We start from the raw sequence: 16,442 nt of genomic DNA on the forward strand, positions 1-16,442 counted from the left end.
CAGGGCGCGCACCGCTCGCCGCAGCGCGGCCCGCGGCCCCGCCTCGCCATCGTCGTCCCGGTAGGCGCGGCGCAGCACGCGCCGTACGCCCTCGGTCGGCGCTTCGAGCGTCTGCTGCAACCACTGATCGACCACACCGTCGAGCATGAGGTTGGCCACCGGCTCGAGCAGCACCTCGAAGCGGGGATCGACGTCGGCCTCGACCGGCCGCTCGCGCAGCAGGTCGGCACAGAAGCCGTGGATGGTGCTGACGTGGGCGTCCTCGAGGTGCGCCAGGGCATCCTCGAGGCGCTGCCGCGGCTCGCCGAGGCGCTGCTCCCGCGCGTGCTCGATCTCCTCGCGGAGGCGGAGCTTCAGTTCGCCGGCCGCCTTCTCGGTGAACGTCACGGCGACGATCTCGCCGATGCGGGCGCGTCCCTCGGCCAGCGTGTTGACCATGCGGGCGACGAGCTCGGTCGTCTTGCCGGTGCCGGCCGCCGCCTCGACGACCAGCGTGGTGTCGAGGTGCGTGCGGATGCGCGTGCGGTCCTCGTGGTCGACCAGCGGCGTGCGGCTCGATGCGCTCATTTCATCCTCCGCAGCAGGGTGAGCTCGGCCAGCGGCCGCGGGTCCTTCCGCCGGGGCACGAACTGCGCCGAGGGGCCGCACACGGGCCTGAAGTCGCACCACGTGCAGGCCTCGTCGGCCGGAGCCGCGGGCAGCCGCCCCTCCTCGATGGCATGGTCCACGATGGCCAGCACCTCGAGCGCCGCCTGCCGGGTCTGATCGCCGGTTGCGCCGGCAATCGCCCAGGGATGCACCTCGTAGCCGCCCTCGTCGGTGCAGTAGTAGAGACGCGAGGCGGTGACGCGCCCGGAGAACGCCGCCTCGACCGCCATGGCATACAGGATCGGCTGCAGTGTGCGTCCTCCGTTCACCACGACGTTGCTGGTCAGCCGGTACTTACCCGTCTTGTAGTCGGTGATGCGCCACTCGTCGCCCTCACCGCGCTCGAGCAGATCCACCACGCCATGCAGGCGCGTGCCCCCGGGCAGCACGACGTCCTCGGCCCGGCTCGCGGCATCACGCCCGAAACCGCCGGAGAAGCCGACGCCGATCTCCACCCGTGTCGGCGTCCAACGACCGCCCTCGTCGGGGAGTCGACGCACCCACTCGTGGATGTCGCGCCTGATGGCGGCGACGGCGTCCTGCCACACCCGCAGGATGGGCGGCCTGAACCGATCCTCGTACTCGCCGGCGATGCGCGTGACGATGCCGTCGGCCACCTCGTGGGCCTCGAGCAGGACGGGATCGGGCAGCGGCGCCCAGTCGTGCGCGATGAAGGCACGCATGATCTCGGCGAGCATCTCGTGCACCATCGACCCGCGCGTCAACGGATCGAGTGTGGTCAGCGGCACGGCCTCCTCACGCGGCTCGAGCCGGAGCACCGTGGACAGATAGAACTGATAGGGACACGTGGCGAAGCGCTGCAGCGCCGACGCCGAGTACGCGCGCGCCGCGAGCCGATGGGCCGCGAGCCCCGCCGGCGGGGCGACGAGACCATCCTGCGCCGTCCAGGCGCGGGTCAGTCGCTGATGCCGGGCGACGAGCGACCGTCGCAAGGCCGGATTGAGATCGAACAGGTAGCGGGCCCGGCCAGCGAGGTCTGTCTCCGGTCCACGCAGATAGCGCTGCAGCACACTGAGATCGTGCTCGGCGGCGTCGATCGCCGTGACCGGATCGCCGGGCGCCGGCCAGGCGAGGCGGGCGCCGCCGCGCTGCTGCGCCGATCGCATCAGCGCCTCGTAGCCCGGCACGCGTCCGGTGACGGCACGCTGCAGGTCGATGGCATAGAACGACGGCACACGTGGCCGGGCCTGCGCCGTCTCCATCGAGGCGTACGAGACGACGAGCGCCCGGGTCGCCGCGCCGGTCGCCAGCCGCAGTTGCAGACGCTCGGCCGCCACGCGGTCGTCGTCGGTGGCCAGGTCCGGCGACAACCGCGCCCGATCGTCGTCGAGCAGGAGGGGATCCTGGCGGCTCCGCTGCGGGAATACACGCTCGGAGAGCCCGAGCACGCACACCACGTCGAAGACACGGCCGCGCATCTGCTCGGGTGTGCCGACGAAGACGCAGCCGTACCGGTGCACCGGGGGCGGCACCGACAGGTGCGTCAGTCGATCGCGCAGGACGGCGAGCACCTCGACGAGCCCGACGTTGGCCACGCCGGCGAGGGGCTGCAGTTCGGCGAGTGTGGCCAGCACGCGGTCGGGCCGTGCCAGCACGCGCGGCGCGAGGCGCTGCAGCCGGGTGATCCAGCCGCCCCAGTCGTCGATGGCTGGCCACGAGGCCATCTCGTCGATGACCTCGCCGGCGAAGGCCAGCAACTCGTCGACCCAGACCACCTGTCGGCGCAGCACCTCGTGGCGCGGCGAGCTGGGGTCGTCCTTGTAGGCGGCGGTTGCGCGGACGTCGAGCTGCTCGCGATGGCCACGAAGCCGCCGCTCCCAGCGGTCGGCGCCATCGATGACCTGCGCATCGTTCAGGATGGCTTCCCATCGCCACGGCGATCGGCGGGCCGATGCCTCCTCGCGCTCGTCGTCAGGGCGTTGGTCGGCGGCGATCGTCGCGTCGCTCGTCGACCGCAGACCGAGGGCCTCTGCCTCGTCAGGCACCGCCACCGGAGCGGGCGTCTGCGCCGGATCGGCCGGGGGCGCGCCAACCGCGGGGACCTGCCCGAGCGAGAGGTACTCGGCGAACCGTCGCGCCGAGAAGTGCTCGACGGCACACGCGAGCAGCGCCAGCAGTGCGCGACCCGCGGGATCGGGCCGACGCGTGCCGCGGCCGAAGACGGCGGGCACCTCGGCGCGTCGGAGCGCGGTCTCGAGGTGGCTCGCGTAGAGCTCGGGCGCCCGCATGACGATCGCCATCCGATCGAACGGCGTCCCGCGCTCGGCGTGCGAGAGGACGACGCGGGCGATCTCCACGCACTCGCGCCCTTCCCCGGGTGCCGACAGACACTCGACCGACGCATCGCCGTCGCCGAGGGCCGCGGCGCCTGACGCCTCGAAGAGGCCCCGCTGCACGCGCGCCAGGGCCATGGGCGTGGACGTCTCGACGTCGACATCGAGCGGCTCGCGGCGCGATCCCAGGGACGCGATCAGGCGCCGCATCCACGGGTCGCCGTCGGGCGCCGTGACCAGCGCATCGCGACTGCGCGCCAGCAGCGCGAGCGCCAGGGCGACATCCCGGCGGCTGCCGAGCGGCGGGTCGACGAGCGCGAGCGGCAGGCCGAGCTCGGACGTGTCGCCCTCGACGACGGCCGCGGTGGCCAGCGTGAGGACCTCGGCACGATCGGCATGGCGGAGGTCGGCCATCGTCTGCTCGACGGCGCGCAGCAGCCAGGCGAGGTCGCGTCCCTTCGACGAGCCGTCATCGAGGGCCGCCGCAGGCAGCGCGGCCAGGCGGACGTCGGCGAGCGTGCGCGCGAGCGCGGTCACGAAACCCGGATGACGGGCGGCGTCGGCGAGGACGTCGAGCACACGTTCGTCTCGTGCCCGGGCCACCGCGCGGGCGACGATCGCCTCGAAGCCGAGGGCAGAGACAGGGGTGAGGCCGAGGGCGATGAGGGCCGGCGTCGCGAGACGGACACTGAAGCCCACCCAGCCGGCCCGTTCGACACCGAGCGACGCCGGCACGTCGGCCAGGGCCTGGCGGACGACGTCGTGCGCCTGATCGTGGGTGGGGGCGATGATGCGGACGCCGCTCGAGACGCAGGGCAGGACGTGGCGGCGCAGCGCGGAGAGCCGGACCTGGGCCGCGCCGTGCATCGCGGTGCGGATGCGGCTCGTGGCTGCCGCGGGTACCGCCCGTTCCTCCGGAACGTCATCGTCCCAGGGCAATCGTGGAGTGGACATCGCGCCTCGCATGCCCCGGGTCGCAATGCCAGGGCTCTCTCGGGTACGGCACGTGCAACGTGGCGACGGTCTGACAATAGTACCCTTTCGACGTGCGTGCGCTGCCACCTCTGATCGACGTCACGTTCCTCCCTGGCATCACCGGTGAGCCGGCCTGGGCGGTGGACGTGCTGGACCCGGAGGAGCTCTCGCGGTGGAGCAGCCTGCATGCGACGGGGCGACCGCTGTTCCTGGCGGCGCACGTGGGGGCGCGTCTGCTGGCGGCCAGACGTGCCTCCTGGGTGACCGACGAGTCGGGCGAGGCGCCCCCGATGACGGCCTTCGGCTGGCTGACGCTGCCGTCGGGAAAGCCGATGCTGACGTTTCGCGACGGGCGGCCGCAGCCGCTGCACGTCAGCGTGGCGCATGGCGGCGGGCTGGCGGCGGCCGCGGTGTGCGACCACGGCCCGATCGGCGTCGACGTGGAGCACGTCGACACGCGGCGCAACCTGCTGGCGATCGCCCGGCGCTTCTACGCCGAGGCCGAGCATGCCGAGCTCGAGCGCTGCGGGGTCGACGAGCGGACGGTGCGGTTCCACCAGTGGTGGACGCGCAAGGAGGCCGTCCTCAAGGCGACGGGCGTCGGGCTGCGCGGCGGCCTGACGGTGCGCGTCGATGCTCCGGCCGACCGTGACGGCTGGCGGCCGGTGGCACTGGACGGCCACGACGCGCCGCTGTTCGTGCGCGACCTGCGCACGCCGGATGCCGGCGTGTTCGGCGCGATCGCCATCGAAGGACAGCCCGGGGTGGTGCAGGTGGTGACCACGGCCGTTGACGAAAGGTGGGCCTGATGGATCCGACGGCAGCACTCCTCGGCGGCGCGAACCCGTTTGCGGCACTGACCTTCATCGCCGCACCCGCCCTGCTGACCAATGCCTCGAGCCTGCTGCTGCTCGGCACGACGAACCGTCTCGCACGGGCGGTGGACCGGGTGCGGGCCCTGGTGGCGCAACTGGAGCACCTGGCGAGTTCGGAGAAGACGCTCGCGCAGATCGAGCTCGACCTGATGGCCCTGGCCGAGCAGCGGGTGCGCATCATCGTGCGCGCCATGACGGCGTTCTATCTGGCCGTCGGCAGCTTCGCGTTCGGGACCATGCTGGCGCTGATCGGCGCGGCGCTGGTGTCGCCCTCCCACGACAGCACACGGGTGTGGGTGCTGCGGCTGACCATCGGCGCCTGCGTCATCGGCGTCGCCGCCATCATGTCGGGGTCGCTGGCGCTGGTGTTCGAGAGCCGCATCACGTTCCGCATCCTCACGGAAGAGGCCGGTCTCGCCCGTAAGCGCTTCCAGTCCGGCCCGATCGCCTGACCGCGGCCCTCAGTCGTCGCGAAGCGCGACGTACAGCATCAGCGGCGTGGCGACGAGCAGGACGCCGAGCGCCAGCCACAAGGCGAGGCCCACCCCGGTGGGCGCCACCACTGCCGTCGCAAGGCGACCCGCCATCACCTGCACCGTCGCCGGCATCGTCCAGGCGTCCTGGAGCCACCAGGCGAGCAGTCCCGTCAGCGAGGCGAGCAGCCCGATCAGGCAGGCGGCTGCCAGGCCGGTGACCACCGTGATGGGACGCGCGGCCATGGCCGCGGCGTCCTGCCGGGCGCGCAGTTCGGCTCGCCACCACGTCTGCCCGGCCGACGGCACGCGGGCCTCGACCAGCGCGGTCGCGTGATCGTCGTGCAGCACCGACGCGATGTCGTGCAGTTCGCGGCACGACCGGCAGGCGCCGAGGTGCGCGACGAGGGCATCGGCCAACGGGCGCCCTGACGCGTCGAGCGTCGCGGCCAGCACCGCCTCTTCGTGGTCGCAGGGACGAGTGGTCATCGGGCACCTCCACGCGATGCCTGGCGCGGCAGCAAGGCCGCCAGCCGCTGACGGGCGCGCAACAGCAGGGTCTTCACACTCCCGGCCCGGAGGCCGAGGGACGCCGCGATCTCCTCGTGCGACGAGCCCTCGGCGTACGCCAGCCAGAGCAGTTGCTGATCCCGATCACGCAGTTGCGCGAGGGCTCGCCGCACGTCGGTACGCTCACCGACCCCGTGGACCGCATCGGTGGCGCCGGTCAGCCTGGCGCCCGCGGGATCCTCCAGGGGCACGGTCACCGGTTGGAACCGTCGGCGGCGGTCGCGCACCAGGTTGGTGGCGATGCGGTACAGCGCATTGCGCTCGTGCGCCTCCCCCTCGTAGGTGCCGGGCGTCCGCAGGAAGCGGTAGTACGTCTCCTGCAGCAGGTCGTCCGAGGCGTGGGCATCCCGCGTCAGCTTGTACAGATAGACCCACAGCGACCGTGATGTCCGGTCGTACAACAGGCGGAACTCGTCTTCGCGCAGCACGAACGTGTCGTCGCTGGTGGCGGAGAGGGCGAGGAGGTCGACACGGGTTTCGGTCACGTTCACACCTGGGGGGCCGTGTCGATGGTCGCACGCCCCGCCGGTCCGATGAGGCCCAGGCGACGCGACAGCGCGTAGGACAGGCCGGACGAGATGATGAACCCGCCGCCGATGGCCGTGACCAGCACGCCGAGCACACGCAGCGGCTGCGCGGCATCGTCGATGACGCCTCGGCTGACGAACTGCAGCGCCAGGCCGAGGAAGAGCAGCACCACCCCGGCCTGCATGGACCACAGGATGCGGCTCACGGGCGCCGCCATGGGTGAGGTGCGACCGTCGAGGGCAATTGGCGCGGACTCGAGGAACTGGCGACCCGCCTTGGACTCCATGTAGCTGCGCAGGTCCTCGCTCGAGGTCATGCGATCGAGGAGCTTGCTGTGGGTCTCGACCTGGACCCGCGACACCCGCTGCCAGCGGCGATGGTCCAGCGCCGTCCTGACGAGCCAGCCGAAGCCGAGGCCGAGGCCGAGGAACATGGTGCCGATCGACAGCGAGCTCAGCAGGTCGCGCCACATCCAGCTGGACGGATCGTGCTGGGTCTGCTGCGCCTCACCGAGGAAGTAGGCAGGCGACCGCGACAGCTCGGGATGAGCCGCCACGAACGCCGCCAGGCGCGGATAGGGCGCCAGGTAGTCGGCGTTTGTCAGGAGCGCCGGTTCCCGCTGCAACACCTCGCGGACGGCCGGGGGATGGTCGCGCAGCAGGTCGTTGAGCTGGTTGCGCGTGTCATCGGCCGACTGCACCGAGCCCTGGGCCGGGGCGGCGGCGGGCGCCTGTCCGGGTGTCTCGACGATCGCAGCCGTCGCGCGCTGCGCGCACACCGGCGACGGCGCCGCGGACAGGCACAGCAGGCCGAACATGGCGCGGGCGAAGAACGGCTGGCGGGTCGGGGCGGGCAGCAGGCGGCGAAGCATCGTCATGCTCGTGTATTACGCGCGGCGAGACGAATGGTGGACACGTCACGTCGAAGAAGGCGACAGGTCGTCCGACGACGACTGGCCGCGACGGCCCCATGATGGACAGCTTCCCTCCCACGCTCGCCGACGCAGACGCCCGCATCGCCGCGGTGCACCCCGTCGCCTATGCCCGCACACGCAACGCGCTCGATGGCGCCGTCAGCGGGCTGTCGCCGTACATCACGCATGGCATGGTGACGCTCGCGCACGTCCTGTCCGGCGTGGCTGCGCAACACACGCTGGACGTGCAACACAAGTTCGTCAGCGAACTCGGCTGGCGCGAGTATTTCCGTCATGTCTGGCACCATCGCGGCGATGGCATCCTCCATTCGCTGCACGAGGGTCCGTTGCCAGACGCGGCGTACGCCCGCGAGCTTCCGGCCGACATCCGCCAGGCGTGCACCGGAGTGCCGGTGGTGGACGAAGCCGTGCGGGTGCTGAACGCCACGGGCATGCTGCACAACCACGCACGCCTGTGGCTCGCCAGCTATGTGGTGCACGTGCGGAAGGTGCAGTGGCGGGTCGGTGCCGACTGGCTGTACGGGCACCTGCTCGACGGCGACCTGGCCAGCAACCACCTGAGCTGGCAGTGGGTGGCCGGCACCGGCAGCCGCAAGCCGTATCTCTTCAACGCCGACAACGTCGCGCGCTACGCCCCACCGTCGTGGCACAGCCCAGGCACGGTGATCGACACGTCCTATGAAGCGCTCGACATCCTGGCGCGCCGGCCGGCGCCGTGCGAGCCAGCCAACGGACGCCCACATGTCGATGGCGTTGGGGTGATCGAACCGGCCCTCACCGGCGTGCCGCCGAGCACCTCTGGCGTGATGGCACCGAATGCGGCCGCGGTCGCCGGACGCGACGTCTGGCTGGTGCATCCCTGGAATCTGGGCCCACTGCCGACCACGCTGCCGGCCGACGCGCTGGTGATCGGTGTGTTCGTGGCCGACGTCCACCGTGCCTGGCCGTGGAGCGAGCGCCGCTGGCACTTCGTCGGCAGTCGCATGGCGGAACTCGCCACGGATCGGTGGTCTGGCGACGCCGCCGCCATCGGCGCGGCGCTGCAGGGCGCGCGCACGGTGCGCAGCATCGACGACCCGCATCTGACGCCGTGGCTGACACGATGGGCCGCCTGTGACGCGGCGCCCACGCTGTTCCCTCCTGTCGATCGGCGCTGCGACTCCTTCTCGCAGTGGTGGACCCGCGCCACGCGCGGCCTGACGTCGGTCGCGGACCTGAGGGCCGGCACGCGCGCGCCGGCGTCGTGAGCAGGCCAGCGCGACGCCACGCCTCTGGGCGGCTGGCGCGAATGTTGCGTCGGCAGTGCCACGACCGCTTGCGGGCACGACGTCCGGAGCAAGGCCAGGGCAGGTGTCCATGTTCACTTCGCGCAGGAGTCTCCTCGTCATCGCCTCGGTGATGGCCGTCGGCTGGATCGGGTCGGCCGACGACGCAGGTGCGCAGGCTCCCCCACCCGACGCGAAATCCTCCCCCGCCTCGGGTTTCACGCTGTCGGTTCGCGACTGGACCCGCGCCGAGCTGTGGCGCTACTTCGAGCCCAACCCCGGGGCCGGCGATCCGGAGTACGCCTTCGTGGCCAACCGACTGCAGCTCGAGCTGAAGCGGGCCTGGCGCAAGGTCGACCTGCAGGTGACGGCGCAGCATGTGGGGTTTGTCGGCCTGCCGAGCGACGCCACGGGGCCCGGCCCCCTGGGGATCGGATCGCTCTACTACGAGCAGGGCTTGCGCAGCACCCATCCGCAGCAGCTCTGGCTGCGCTACGCCAACATCCGGGTGAAGCAGGTCCTCCCCGGCCTCGACCTCCAGGTCGGACGCATGGGCTACACCTCGGGGGCAGAGGCCGCGAGCGGCGATGCGCGCATCGAGGCGATCAAGCGGCAGCGACTGGACGCCCGCATCCTCGGCGAGTTCGAGTGGTCGATCTGGCAACGCGGCTTCGACGGGGTGCGGGCGGACTGGACGCGCGGCCCCGTGAAGGTCACGGGCGTGGCCGTGCGACCGACGCAGGGCGGCTTCGCCCGCGTCGCCGGCCCGACCATCGACGACATCGACGTGCTGGGCGCCACCGTCAGCGTGCAGCCGACCCGCCGCCTGCGCCACACCCAGGTCCAGGGCTTCGTGCTGCGCTACGACGACACGCGTCGCGTCACGCAGCGCCCCGACAACACCGGCCTCCCCGCGGCACGCGCCGACGTCGGCATCACCAGCATCGGCGCCACGGTGATCGGCGCCTACCCGCTGGCGGGAGGCGCTGCCGACGTCCTCGCCTGGGGCGTGCTGCAGGACGGCGACTGGTACGGCCAGGCGCACCGCGCCAACTCGTTCGCGATCGAGGCCGGCTACCAGTGGACGACTGCGACCTGGGCGCCGTGGCTGCGCGCGGGCCTGCTGCACGCCAGCGGCGACGAGTCCCCGACCGACACGCGCCATGGCACCTACTTCGCCGTGCTCCCGACCGTCCGCCGCTTCTCCCAGACCACCGTGTTCTCGACGATGAACGTCGACGATGTCTTTGCGCAGGTGATGGCCCGCCCGTCGAAGCGCGTGGGTCTGCGCCTCGATGTGCATCGACTGCTCCTCGCCTCGGCGGCCGATCTCTGGTACATCGGGAGCGGCGCCACGCTGGAAGAGGGCACGGCCTTCGGGTACGCCGGACGGCGGTCGAATGGGTCGTCGGTGCTCGGCACCTCGGTCGAGGCGTCGGCCGACGTGACGGTGACGCCGTCGTGGTCGGTCAACGCCTTCGTCGGGCGGGTGGATGGCGGTCGTGTGGTGACCGGCACCTTCAACGGGGACCGGCTCTGGTTCCTGTACGTCGAGCAGGTCCTGCGCCTCGACACCCTGCTGCGGCGATAGGGCGCGTGCCGCGCACGCGTCCTCCCACAACCCCGACGGGCAGCGTCGGGCCTACTTGCTCGACGCCACGACGGCCGGCGGCATCTTCGAGACCGGCGGCGCCGGCGCACCGGCACGGAGCAGCGCGATCTGTCCCTGCCGCGCCAGGTCGATCGACACCGCCAGCAGACGCTCGGCCTCGGCCGGGGCGTGGAAGCCCACCGAGTTCTCGGCTTCGACGAAATCGAGCAGGAACTGCGCGGCGCGCTGCTGCCGGCGCGGCTCGTCGAGCTGTGCCTCCGAGGCCCCCTTCTCACGAGCAGCCTTGGTGTCGGCGATGAGGGCCATCAGCGCATCCATGGCCCGGTTGCGCAGGCCGAAGACCCGTTCCTGGATGATCTGGGCCCGCGCCGTGAGCTCGGCCTCGGACCACTTGTGGCACGTCTGGCAGGCGCGGTTGACGTTCAGCAGCGGGCTCCGGACGTGGTGGTCGGTGACCTTCAGCGCGCCCTCGCGCTGGTACGGCATGTGGCAGTCGGCGCACGCGACCCCGGAGCGCGCGTGGATGCCCTGGCTGTACATCTCGAACTCGGGATGCTGGGCCTTGAGCGTCTTCGCGCCGGTCTCGGCGTGGGTCCAGTCCGAGAAGCCCTCCTTGTCGTAGTAGGCCAGGATCTCGTCGCCCTTGATGCCATCGCGCCAGGGGTAGGTCAGGCGCTTCTCGGGTCCCTTGAAGTAGTACTCGACATGGCATTGCCCGCAGACGTAGGTACGCATCTCCTGACGCGTCGCCATCGTGTTGACGTCGTAGTTCTCGATACCGGCCTTGGCCTTGACGAGCTTGATCCCCTCGAGGAAGCCCGGTCGGGTCACGCGCAGTTGCATCGTCGAGGGGTCGTGGCAGTCGATACAGGCGACCGGGTGCTCGACGAGCTTGCGCGCCTCGCCGAACGGCATCTTGTTCATCGCCTCGAAGCCCTTGATCAGGTCGCCGCCGCCGAGCTTCTTGTACGGCACGTACACCGAGCCGTGGCAGTGGATGCAGGTGCCTGGCTGCTTCACGACCTGCTGGCGCTCCGTGTAGGTCTGGTCGTCGAGCATGTACGCGTGGCCGCGTTCCTCGCGGAAGTCGGTCGCGAACGCATAGCCGGCCCACATCGTCTTGAGGCGCGGATCCTCTTCGAGCCGCGACTGCGACACGACCGACCTGGGATCGGCGGCTGTCGGTGTCCGCGGCACCGCTTCACTGCCACCGAACCGGGTGCGCTGCTGATCGACGGTGCGTCGATAGCTGTCGTACTGCGACGGAAAGTTCTTGCCCCACACGGCCGGATCCACCGTCTCGTCGGTGAGCTCGACGACGCGGAAGAACGGATCGCGCGCTTCCTGCTGGCGCTGGAAGATGTTCACGAGCAGGGCCGTCACGCCCACCGCGAACAGCGCCGCGAGGGCTGCCGTGATGGCGAGGAGCTTCCAGGCGGGGCGACCGGAACCGGTGCCGTGCGATCCGTCACGAGTGGTCACGTGCACATCTCCTTGCGCGTCGAGGCCGTCACCTGAGGTGCCCCACCGAATCGTGGCAGCGCACGCACGACGTGGCCTCGGCTTTCGGGTGCTGCGGCTGGATGGCGGCCGTCATGTCCGCATGGCACTTCTGACATGACGCCTCGGTGATCGCCTTGTTGCGCGGCGTGGCCCGGATGTGTTCGGGATACCAGCCCGTGGTGAAGGCGAAGGAATGCCAGAAGCCGTTGTTGGCCTTGGTCACGTACTTGCCGATGACGCCCTTGGGCGTGTGGCAGTCGTTGCAGACGGCGACGGCGCGATGACTCCCGCGCGTCCAGCCGTCGTACTGCTCGTTCATCACGTGGCAGTTGGCACAGGCCGCCGGGTCGTTGGTCAGGTAGGAATACCCCTTCGCGTAGACGAAGGTGTAGCTGCCGACGCCCGCCAGCACCCCGATGAGCGCGGCGGGCACGAGGTACCAGCGCCACTCGAAGGCTCGGGTGCGCCGCCGTGCCGCGTCTGGGGTAGGCTGCCCGTCGACCACGATGGCGTCACCCTATCCACAGTCGACACGCCATGCAAGCGCATAGCACTCTTCGCCACAGAGCCAGAGACCACAGCAGAGTCGGAGGTCTGCCGACGCGATCGCGCGAGCGGCTCAGCGCCCTGAGGAGCGATCCGCCGGCGGCGGCGTGGACAGCTCCGGCGCGTCTGCCGCGGGGGCGTCGAAGGCCGTCTGCCGTTCCCTACTGCACGCCCGCGCCCGCTGCCCAGCGGTCGAGCATGGCCCGCAGCGTGTCCATCCGCACCGGCTTGCCGAGATAGTCGTCCATGCCGGCCGCCAGACACCGCTCGCGATCGCCCTCGTTGCCGGCCGCGGTCATCGCCACGATCGGCGGTCGACGGTTGGCGGGGAGCACACGCGCGATCCGGCGCGTCGCCTCGTAGCCGTCGACCTCCGGCATGTGGCAGTCCATCAGGATCACGGCGTACGGTGCGGCCTGCGCCATCTGCACGGCCTCCCGCCCGTCCACCGCCACATCGGCGGCGTAGCCCAGCTTCTCGAGCATCCGCACCGCCACGCGCTGATTGACCGGGTTGTCCTCGGCCACGAGCACGCGACGGCCCGGCCCCTGGACGGTCGGTGATGCCGCCGAGTCGAGGTCCTCGGTCATCATGCTCTGACTGTCGGGCACCGCCACCGCCGACACGTGGGCGGTGAACGTGAACCAGAACTCCGACCCGCGGCCGACCACGCTCGAGACGCCGATCACCCCGCCGAGGCTCTCCACCAGGCCCTTCGAGATCGCCAGGCCGAGTCCCGTGCCACCGAACCGGCGCGTCGTCGAGGCATCGGCCTGGGTGAACTTCTCGAAGAGCCACCGCTGCTTGTCCTCGGGGATGCCCATGCCCGAGTCGGCGACCGTGATGCGCAGCGTGGCCTGGCCGGCGTCCACCTGATCGCACCCCACCGTCACGTGGACCGCGCCGGCCTCGGTGAACTTGATGGCGTTGCCGACCAGATTGAACAGAATCTGGCGGATCCGGCCGGGATCGGTGATGACGGCGCACGGGGTGCCCGGCACCACATGGGCATCGAGCGCGAGCCCGCGCGTGTGCGCCTGCACGCCGAGCAACGTGACGACCTCGCCGGCGATGGCCCCGACATCACAGGGGATCTGTTCGAGCACGACGCGCCCGGCCTCGATCTTGGAGAAGTCGAGGATGTCGTCGATCAGGCGCAGCAAGGCGTTGCCCGACCGGCTGATCATCTCGAGGTACTCGCGCTGTTCATCGGTGAGCGCGGTGCTCGACAGCAGGTTGGCCATGCCCAGCACGCCATTCATCGGCGTACGCAGTTCGTGACTCATCATCGCGAGGAAGTCACTCTTGCTGCGCGCCGCCTGCTCGGCCTGCTCCCGGGCGAAGCGCAGGGTTTCCTCGGCATGGCGCCGCTCGGTGATGTCGGCACAGGTGCCGACCACCCGCGTCGCAGCGCCCTGTGCGTCGCGGGCGGTGATGCGGCCGCGCGCGAGCAGCCAGCGCCAGCCACCCTCCCGTGACCGGATGCGGTACTCGGACACGTAGCGGTCCCGCTCACCGGCCAGGTGCGCCTGCAGGTCGCGCAGCACGATGGCGAGGTCGTCCTCGTGCACGAGCGCGTTCCAGCCCTCGATGTCGATCGCTCCGGATGGCGACTCGTAGCCGACGAGCTCGAACAGGCGACGCGACCCATACAGCGTGCCGGCCTTCACGTCCCAGTCCCACACCCCGTCGTCGGTGCTCTCGAGGGCGACCTTCCAGCGCTCCTCCGCCTCGCGCGCCGCCGCCTCGGCCTGGAGCCGCTCGGTCAGATCGACGAGGACGCCGGTGATCCGGTGTCCCTCGGGTGTCTCGAACCACGAGAGGGAGATCTCGGCGTGGAACTCCTCGCCGGAATGTCGACGCCCGAGGAGCGGCGTGGGCGCGCCGGAAGCGATGCGGCCCGTGCCCGCGAGGAACTTGCCGAGGCCCTCGGCAAACCGGGCGCGGTCGGCATCGGCGACGTACTCGGTGGCGCTCACGCCGCGCAGCTGGTCGCGCGACGCGCCCAGCATCTGCTCGGCGGCGGCATTGGCGTAGATGAAGCGCCCCTGGTCATCGGCCGTCACGATCCCCACACGCGCCGACTCGGCCACCGCCATGAACGCGCCCTCGGACCGATGCAGGGCGATCGCCTGCTCGGCCGCCAGCGTTTCGACACGGCGGCCGGCGCGGCGCTGGGCGAAGAGGAGACTGGCCAGCACGCCGTTCATGCCGAGGATGCCCAGCACCGCGATGCCGGGCCACCACCGCTGTGCCGCCGACACGGCGGTCGGTCCAGACTCCAGCTGCAGCCGCCACTGTCGGCCCCCGGAGCGCACGTCGCGCGCCGTGCTGAACACGGCCGGCCCCTCGAATCCCCGATCCCGGTGCAGCTCGCGATCGCCGCCCGCGCGTTCGTGCAGCGCCAGGCCGAGAGTCAGGTCCTGGTGGCCGAGCGCAGCGTCGAGGAAATCGTTCAGGCGAAACGACGCGTGGACCACGCCCAGCATGGCTGCGCGCCGCTGCGCCGGCGACCCGAGGGGCCGATCGACGGCGTAGACGGGGAGCAGCAGTGCGAAGGCCGCGGCCGTGGGGTCACGCGGGTCGGGCCGCAGTTGCACGCGGTCCGACAGGACCGCCGTGCCGGTGTCCCGGGCGCGCTCGATGGCCTCGAGCCGCGCGGGATCGCTCGCGACATCGAAGCCCAGGGCCCGACGAGACCCGTCGGACTCCGGCTCGAGGTACGCCACCGGGTAGTGCTCCGCGCGCGTGCTCGCCGGCCAGACGTCATAGGCGGTGAAGCCTTCCCCCCGTAGCCTCGTCCGATGCGCGTCGATCGCGTCGTGCGGCACGCGGGGCATGAAGCCGATCCCGGCCAGGCCACGCATCGCCGGCGACGAGCCGAGGCCACTCACGTACTCGCGCCATCGGCGGCGATCGAGCTCGGGCACACTCCGGACGAAGGCCGCAGCCCCCTTCAGCGCCTCCTCGTAGGTGTCCAGCTGCCTCTGGAGCCGATCCGCGGCGGCGTCGGCCTGTTGCTGGAACCGCTGCTCGGCGTAGTGGTGGCTGACGCGACTCCCGTGGTACCACCCGGCCAGGCAGGTGACGACCGAGACACCGAGCGCCAGCCAGGGGATCGCGCGATGGCGGACCAGGCGATCCAGCAGCCCGGCGGGCGGCGCACCGGCGAGGGCTGGGGCAGGAGAGGGCATCGCGGGAGAATCGTGGGTCAACGCACCGAGCGGGGCAATCCTGTCATCGGCCCCGGTCAACCCGGCCATGAGTCTCACGCCTCAGGAGCGCCCTGTCCAGCACGGACCGGCTCACGGCAGCGCCGCGATCATGCGACGACGCAGGGCGGCGTCCGGCAGCACGCTCGTGCCGGCTTCGGCATTCTCCCGCATGTGGTCCGGCCGACTCGTGCCGGGAATCACGCACGTCACCGCGGGATGACTCACAACGTACTTGAGCAGGACCTGGGCCCACGTGCGGCACCCGATCTCGGACGCCCATGCGGGCAGGGGACTGCCCTCCAGGCGCCTGAGGAGGCCGCCGCCGCCAAACGGCAGGTTCACCAGCACGGCGACGCCGCGGTCGGCCGCCAGGGGCAACAGACGCGCTTCTGCCGCGCGGTTGTCCAGCGAGTAGTTGAACTGAACCGAATCGACGGCGTCTGCCCGCATCACGGCATCCAGCTGCTCGTGCGCATCGTCTCGGTAGTGGGTGATGCCGAGGTGCGCGATGCGCCCCTCCCGCTTCCACGCGCGCAGGGTGTCGAGGTGCGTGCGCCAGTCCACGAGGTTGTGGACCTGCATCAGGTCGATGCGCGCGTGCTGGAGCCTGCGCATGGAGGTCTCCATCTGCGCGATGCCGGCCTCGCGCCCTTCTGTCCAGACCTTGGTCGCCACGAACGCGCGATCGTGCGCCTGCAGCGCAGTCAGCAGCGCGCCCGCCACGTCCTCGGACGACCCGTACATCGGCGAGCTGTCGATCACGCGCCCGCCGGCGTCGAACAGGGCGCGCAGCACCTCGGTGAGTCTGGCCCGGGCGGCGGGGTCGGCTCCGACGTCGAAGCCGCGCCAGGTGCCGAGGCCGATGACCGGGAGTTCCTGCCCACTGGACGGCAGGCGGCGCGTGAGCATGGGAGAGGCTCGCTGTGCCGTGGCGACCGGCACGATGCCCGCGGCGCCGAGGGCCGCGGGGAGGAGACGAAGGAAGGCCGCGCGCGACAGCATGC

At 71.3% G+C, this 16,442-nt stretch carries 13 protein-coding genes; 4 read left to right on the plus strand and 9 right to left on the minus strand.

The annotated features are described in order from the left end of the window. Positions 1 to 567: UvrD-helicase domain-containing protein (locus Q0C41_RS05035; RefSeq protein ID WP_291981513.1), on the minus strand; the 567-nt coding region annotated here is incomplete at its 3' end. Further along, positions 564 to 3,896 carry a PD-(D/E)XK nuclease family protein gene (locus tag Q0C41_RS05040; RefSeq protein ID WP_291981515.1) on the minus strand — a complete coding sequence of 1,111 codons (3,333 nt, stop codon included), beginning with the start codon at positions 3,894 to 3,896 and terminating at the stop codon, positions 564 to 566. The genes Q0C41_RS05040 and Q0C41_RS05035, both read right to left, overlap by 4 nt. A 92-nt stretch (positions 3,897 to 3,988) precedes the next feature. On the opposite strand from Q0C41_RS05040, the gene Q0C41_RS05045 reads away from it, so the two are divergent. Both Q0C41_RS05045 and Q0C41_RS05050 read left to right on the plus strand, forming a co-directional pair. After that, positions 3,989 to 4,726, plus strand: a complete 738-nt coding sequence (locus tag Q0C41_RS05045) for a 4'-phosphopantetheinyl transferase superfamily protein (RefSeq protein ID WP_291981517.1) — start codon at positions 3,989 to 3,991, stop codon at positions 4,724 to 4,726. After that, the gene (locus Q0C41_RS05050; RefSeq protein ID WP_291981519.1) at positions 4,726 to 5,244 is read left to right on the plus strand and encodes a DUF2721 domain-containing protein; all 519 of its coding nucleotides are present in this window, start codon (positions 4,726 to 4,728) and stop codon (positions 5,242 to 5,244) included. The genes Q0C41_RS05045 and Q0C41_RS05050 overlap by 1 nt, the downstream gene beginning before the upstream one ends. A 9-nt stretch (positions 5,245 to 5,253) precedes the next feature. On the opposite strand, the gene Q0C41_RS05055 is transcribed toward Q0C41_RS05050, so the two are convergent. From Q0C41_RS05055 to Q0C41_RS05065, 3 genes are read right to left on the minus strand one after another with little or no spacing between them, the layout of a single operon-like run. Then, entirely contained in the window at positions 5,254 to 5,754 is a 501-nt protein-coding gene (locus tag Q0C41_RS05055; RefSeq protein ID WP_291981521.1) for a hypothetical protein, read from the minus strand. Beyond that, entirely contained in the window at positions 5,751 to 6,320 is a 570-nt protein-coding gene (locus Q0C41_RS05060) for a sigma-70 family RNA polymerase sigma factor (RefSeq protein WP_291981523.1), read from the minus strand. The genes Q0C41_RS05055 and Q0C41_RS05060 overlap by 4 nt, the downstream gene beginning before the upstream one ends. A 2-nt stretch (positions 6,321 to 6,322) precedes the next feature. Beyond that, complete coding sequence (locus tag Q0C41_RS05065; RefSeq protein ID WP_291981524.1) at positions 6,323 to 7,240, minus strand: hypothetical protein; 918 nt, start codon at positions 7,238 to 7,240, stop codon at positions 6,323 to 6,325. Between the two features lie 95 nt (positions 7,241 to 7,335). On the opposite strand from Q0C41_RS05065, the gene Q0C41_RS05070 reads away from it, so the two are divergent. Together Q0C41_RS05070 and Q0C41_RS05075 are read left to right on the plus strand one after the other, a co-directional pair. Next, entirely contained in the window at positions 7,336 to 8,544 is a 1,209-nt protein-coding gene (locus Q0C41_RS05070; protein ID WP_291981526.1) for an FAD-binding domain-containing protein, read from the plus strand. Positions 8,545 to 8,653: 109 nt separating this feature from the next. Further along, complete coding sequence (locus tag Q0C41_RS05075) at positions 8,654 to 10,153, plus strand: alginate export family protein (protein ID WP_291981586.1); 1,500 nt, start codon at positions 8,654 to 8,656, stop codon at positions 10,151 to 10,153. Positions 10,154 to 10,204: 51 nt separating this feature from the next. Here Q0C41_RS05075 and Q0C41_RS05080 read toward each other — a convergent pair whose 3' ends face one another. The 4 genes from Q0C41_RS05080 to Q0C41_RS05095 all read right to left on the minus strand — a co-directional run bounded on the left by Q0C41_RS05080 (position 10,205) and on the right by Q0C41_RS05095 (position 16,440). After that, complete coding sequence (locus Q0C41_RS05080) at positions 10,205 to 11,593, minus strand: ammonia-forming cytochrome c nitrite reductase subunit c552 (protein ID WP_367079136.1); 1,389 nt, start codon at positions 11,591 to 11,593, stop codon at positions 10,205 to 10,207. Between the two features lie 91 nt (positions 11,594 to 11,684). Beyond that, complete coding sequence (gene nrfH, locus Q0C41_RS05085) at positions 11,685 to 12,182, minus strand: cytochrome c nitrite reductase small subunit (protein WP_291981531.1); 498 nt, start codon at positions 12,180 to 12,182, stop codon at positions 11,685 to 11,687. A 202-nt stretch (positions 12,183 to 12,384) separates the two neighbouring features. Further along, positions 12,385 to 15,417: a CHASE domain-containing protein gene (locus Q0C41_RS05090; RefSeq protein ID WP_291981532.1), complete on the minus strand. Its 3,033-nt coding sequence runs from the start codon at positions 15,415 to 15,417 to the stop codon at positions 12,385 to 12,387. A gap of 111 nt (positions 15,418 to 15,528) precedes the next feature. After that, complete coding sequence (locus Q0C41_RS05095) at positions 15,529 to 16,440, minus strand: aldo/keto reductase (protein WP_291981534.1); 912 nt, start codon at positions 16,438 to 16,440, stop codon at positions 15,529 to 15,531. Positions 16,441 to 16,442: the final 2 nt, after the last annotated feature.

Source organism: Luteitalea sp. (assembly GCF_022842525.1).
Taxonomy (GTDB): Bacteria; Acidobacteriota; Vicinamibacteria; order Vicinamibacterales; family Vicinamibacteraceae; genus Luteitalea.

Excerpts from the sequence above, each read along its gene's own strand:
- Q0C41_RS05040 (WP_291981515.1), bottom strand. The coding sequence starts at position 3,896 with ATGTCCACTCCACGATTGCCCTGGGACGATGACGTTCCGGAGGAACGG.
- Q0C41_RS05050 (WP_291981519.1), top strand. The coding sequence starts at position 4,726 with ATGGATCCGACGGCAGCACTCCTCGGCGGCGCGAACCCGTTTGCGGCA.
- Q0C41_RS05055 (WP_291981521.1), bottom strand. The coding sequence starts at position 5,754 with ATGACCACTCGTCCCTGCGACCACGAAGAGGCGGTGCTGGCCGCGACG.
- Q0C41_RS05065 (WP_291981524.1), bottom strand. The coding sequence starts at position 7,240 with ATGACGATGCTTCGCCGCCTGCTGCCCGCCCCGACCCGCCAGCCGTTC.
- Q0C41_RS05070 (WP_291981526.1), top strand. The coding sequence starts at position 7,336 with ATGGACAGCTTCCCTCCCACGCTCGCCGACGCAGACGCCCGCATCGCC.
- Q0C41_RS05075 (WP_291981586.1), top strand. The coding sequence starts at position 8,654 with ATGTTCACTTCGCGCAGGAGTCTCCTCGTCATCGCCTCGGTGATGGCC.
- Q0C41_RS05090 (WP_291981532.1), bottom strand. The coding sequence starts at position 15,417 with ATGCCCTCTCCTGCCCCAGCCCTCGCCGGTGCGCCGCCCGCCGGGCTG.
- Q0C41_RS05095 (WP_291981534.1), bottom strand. The coding sequence starts at position 16,440 with ATGCTGTCGCGCGCGGCCTTCCTTCGTCTCCTCCCCGCGGCCCTCGGC.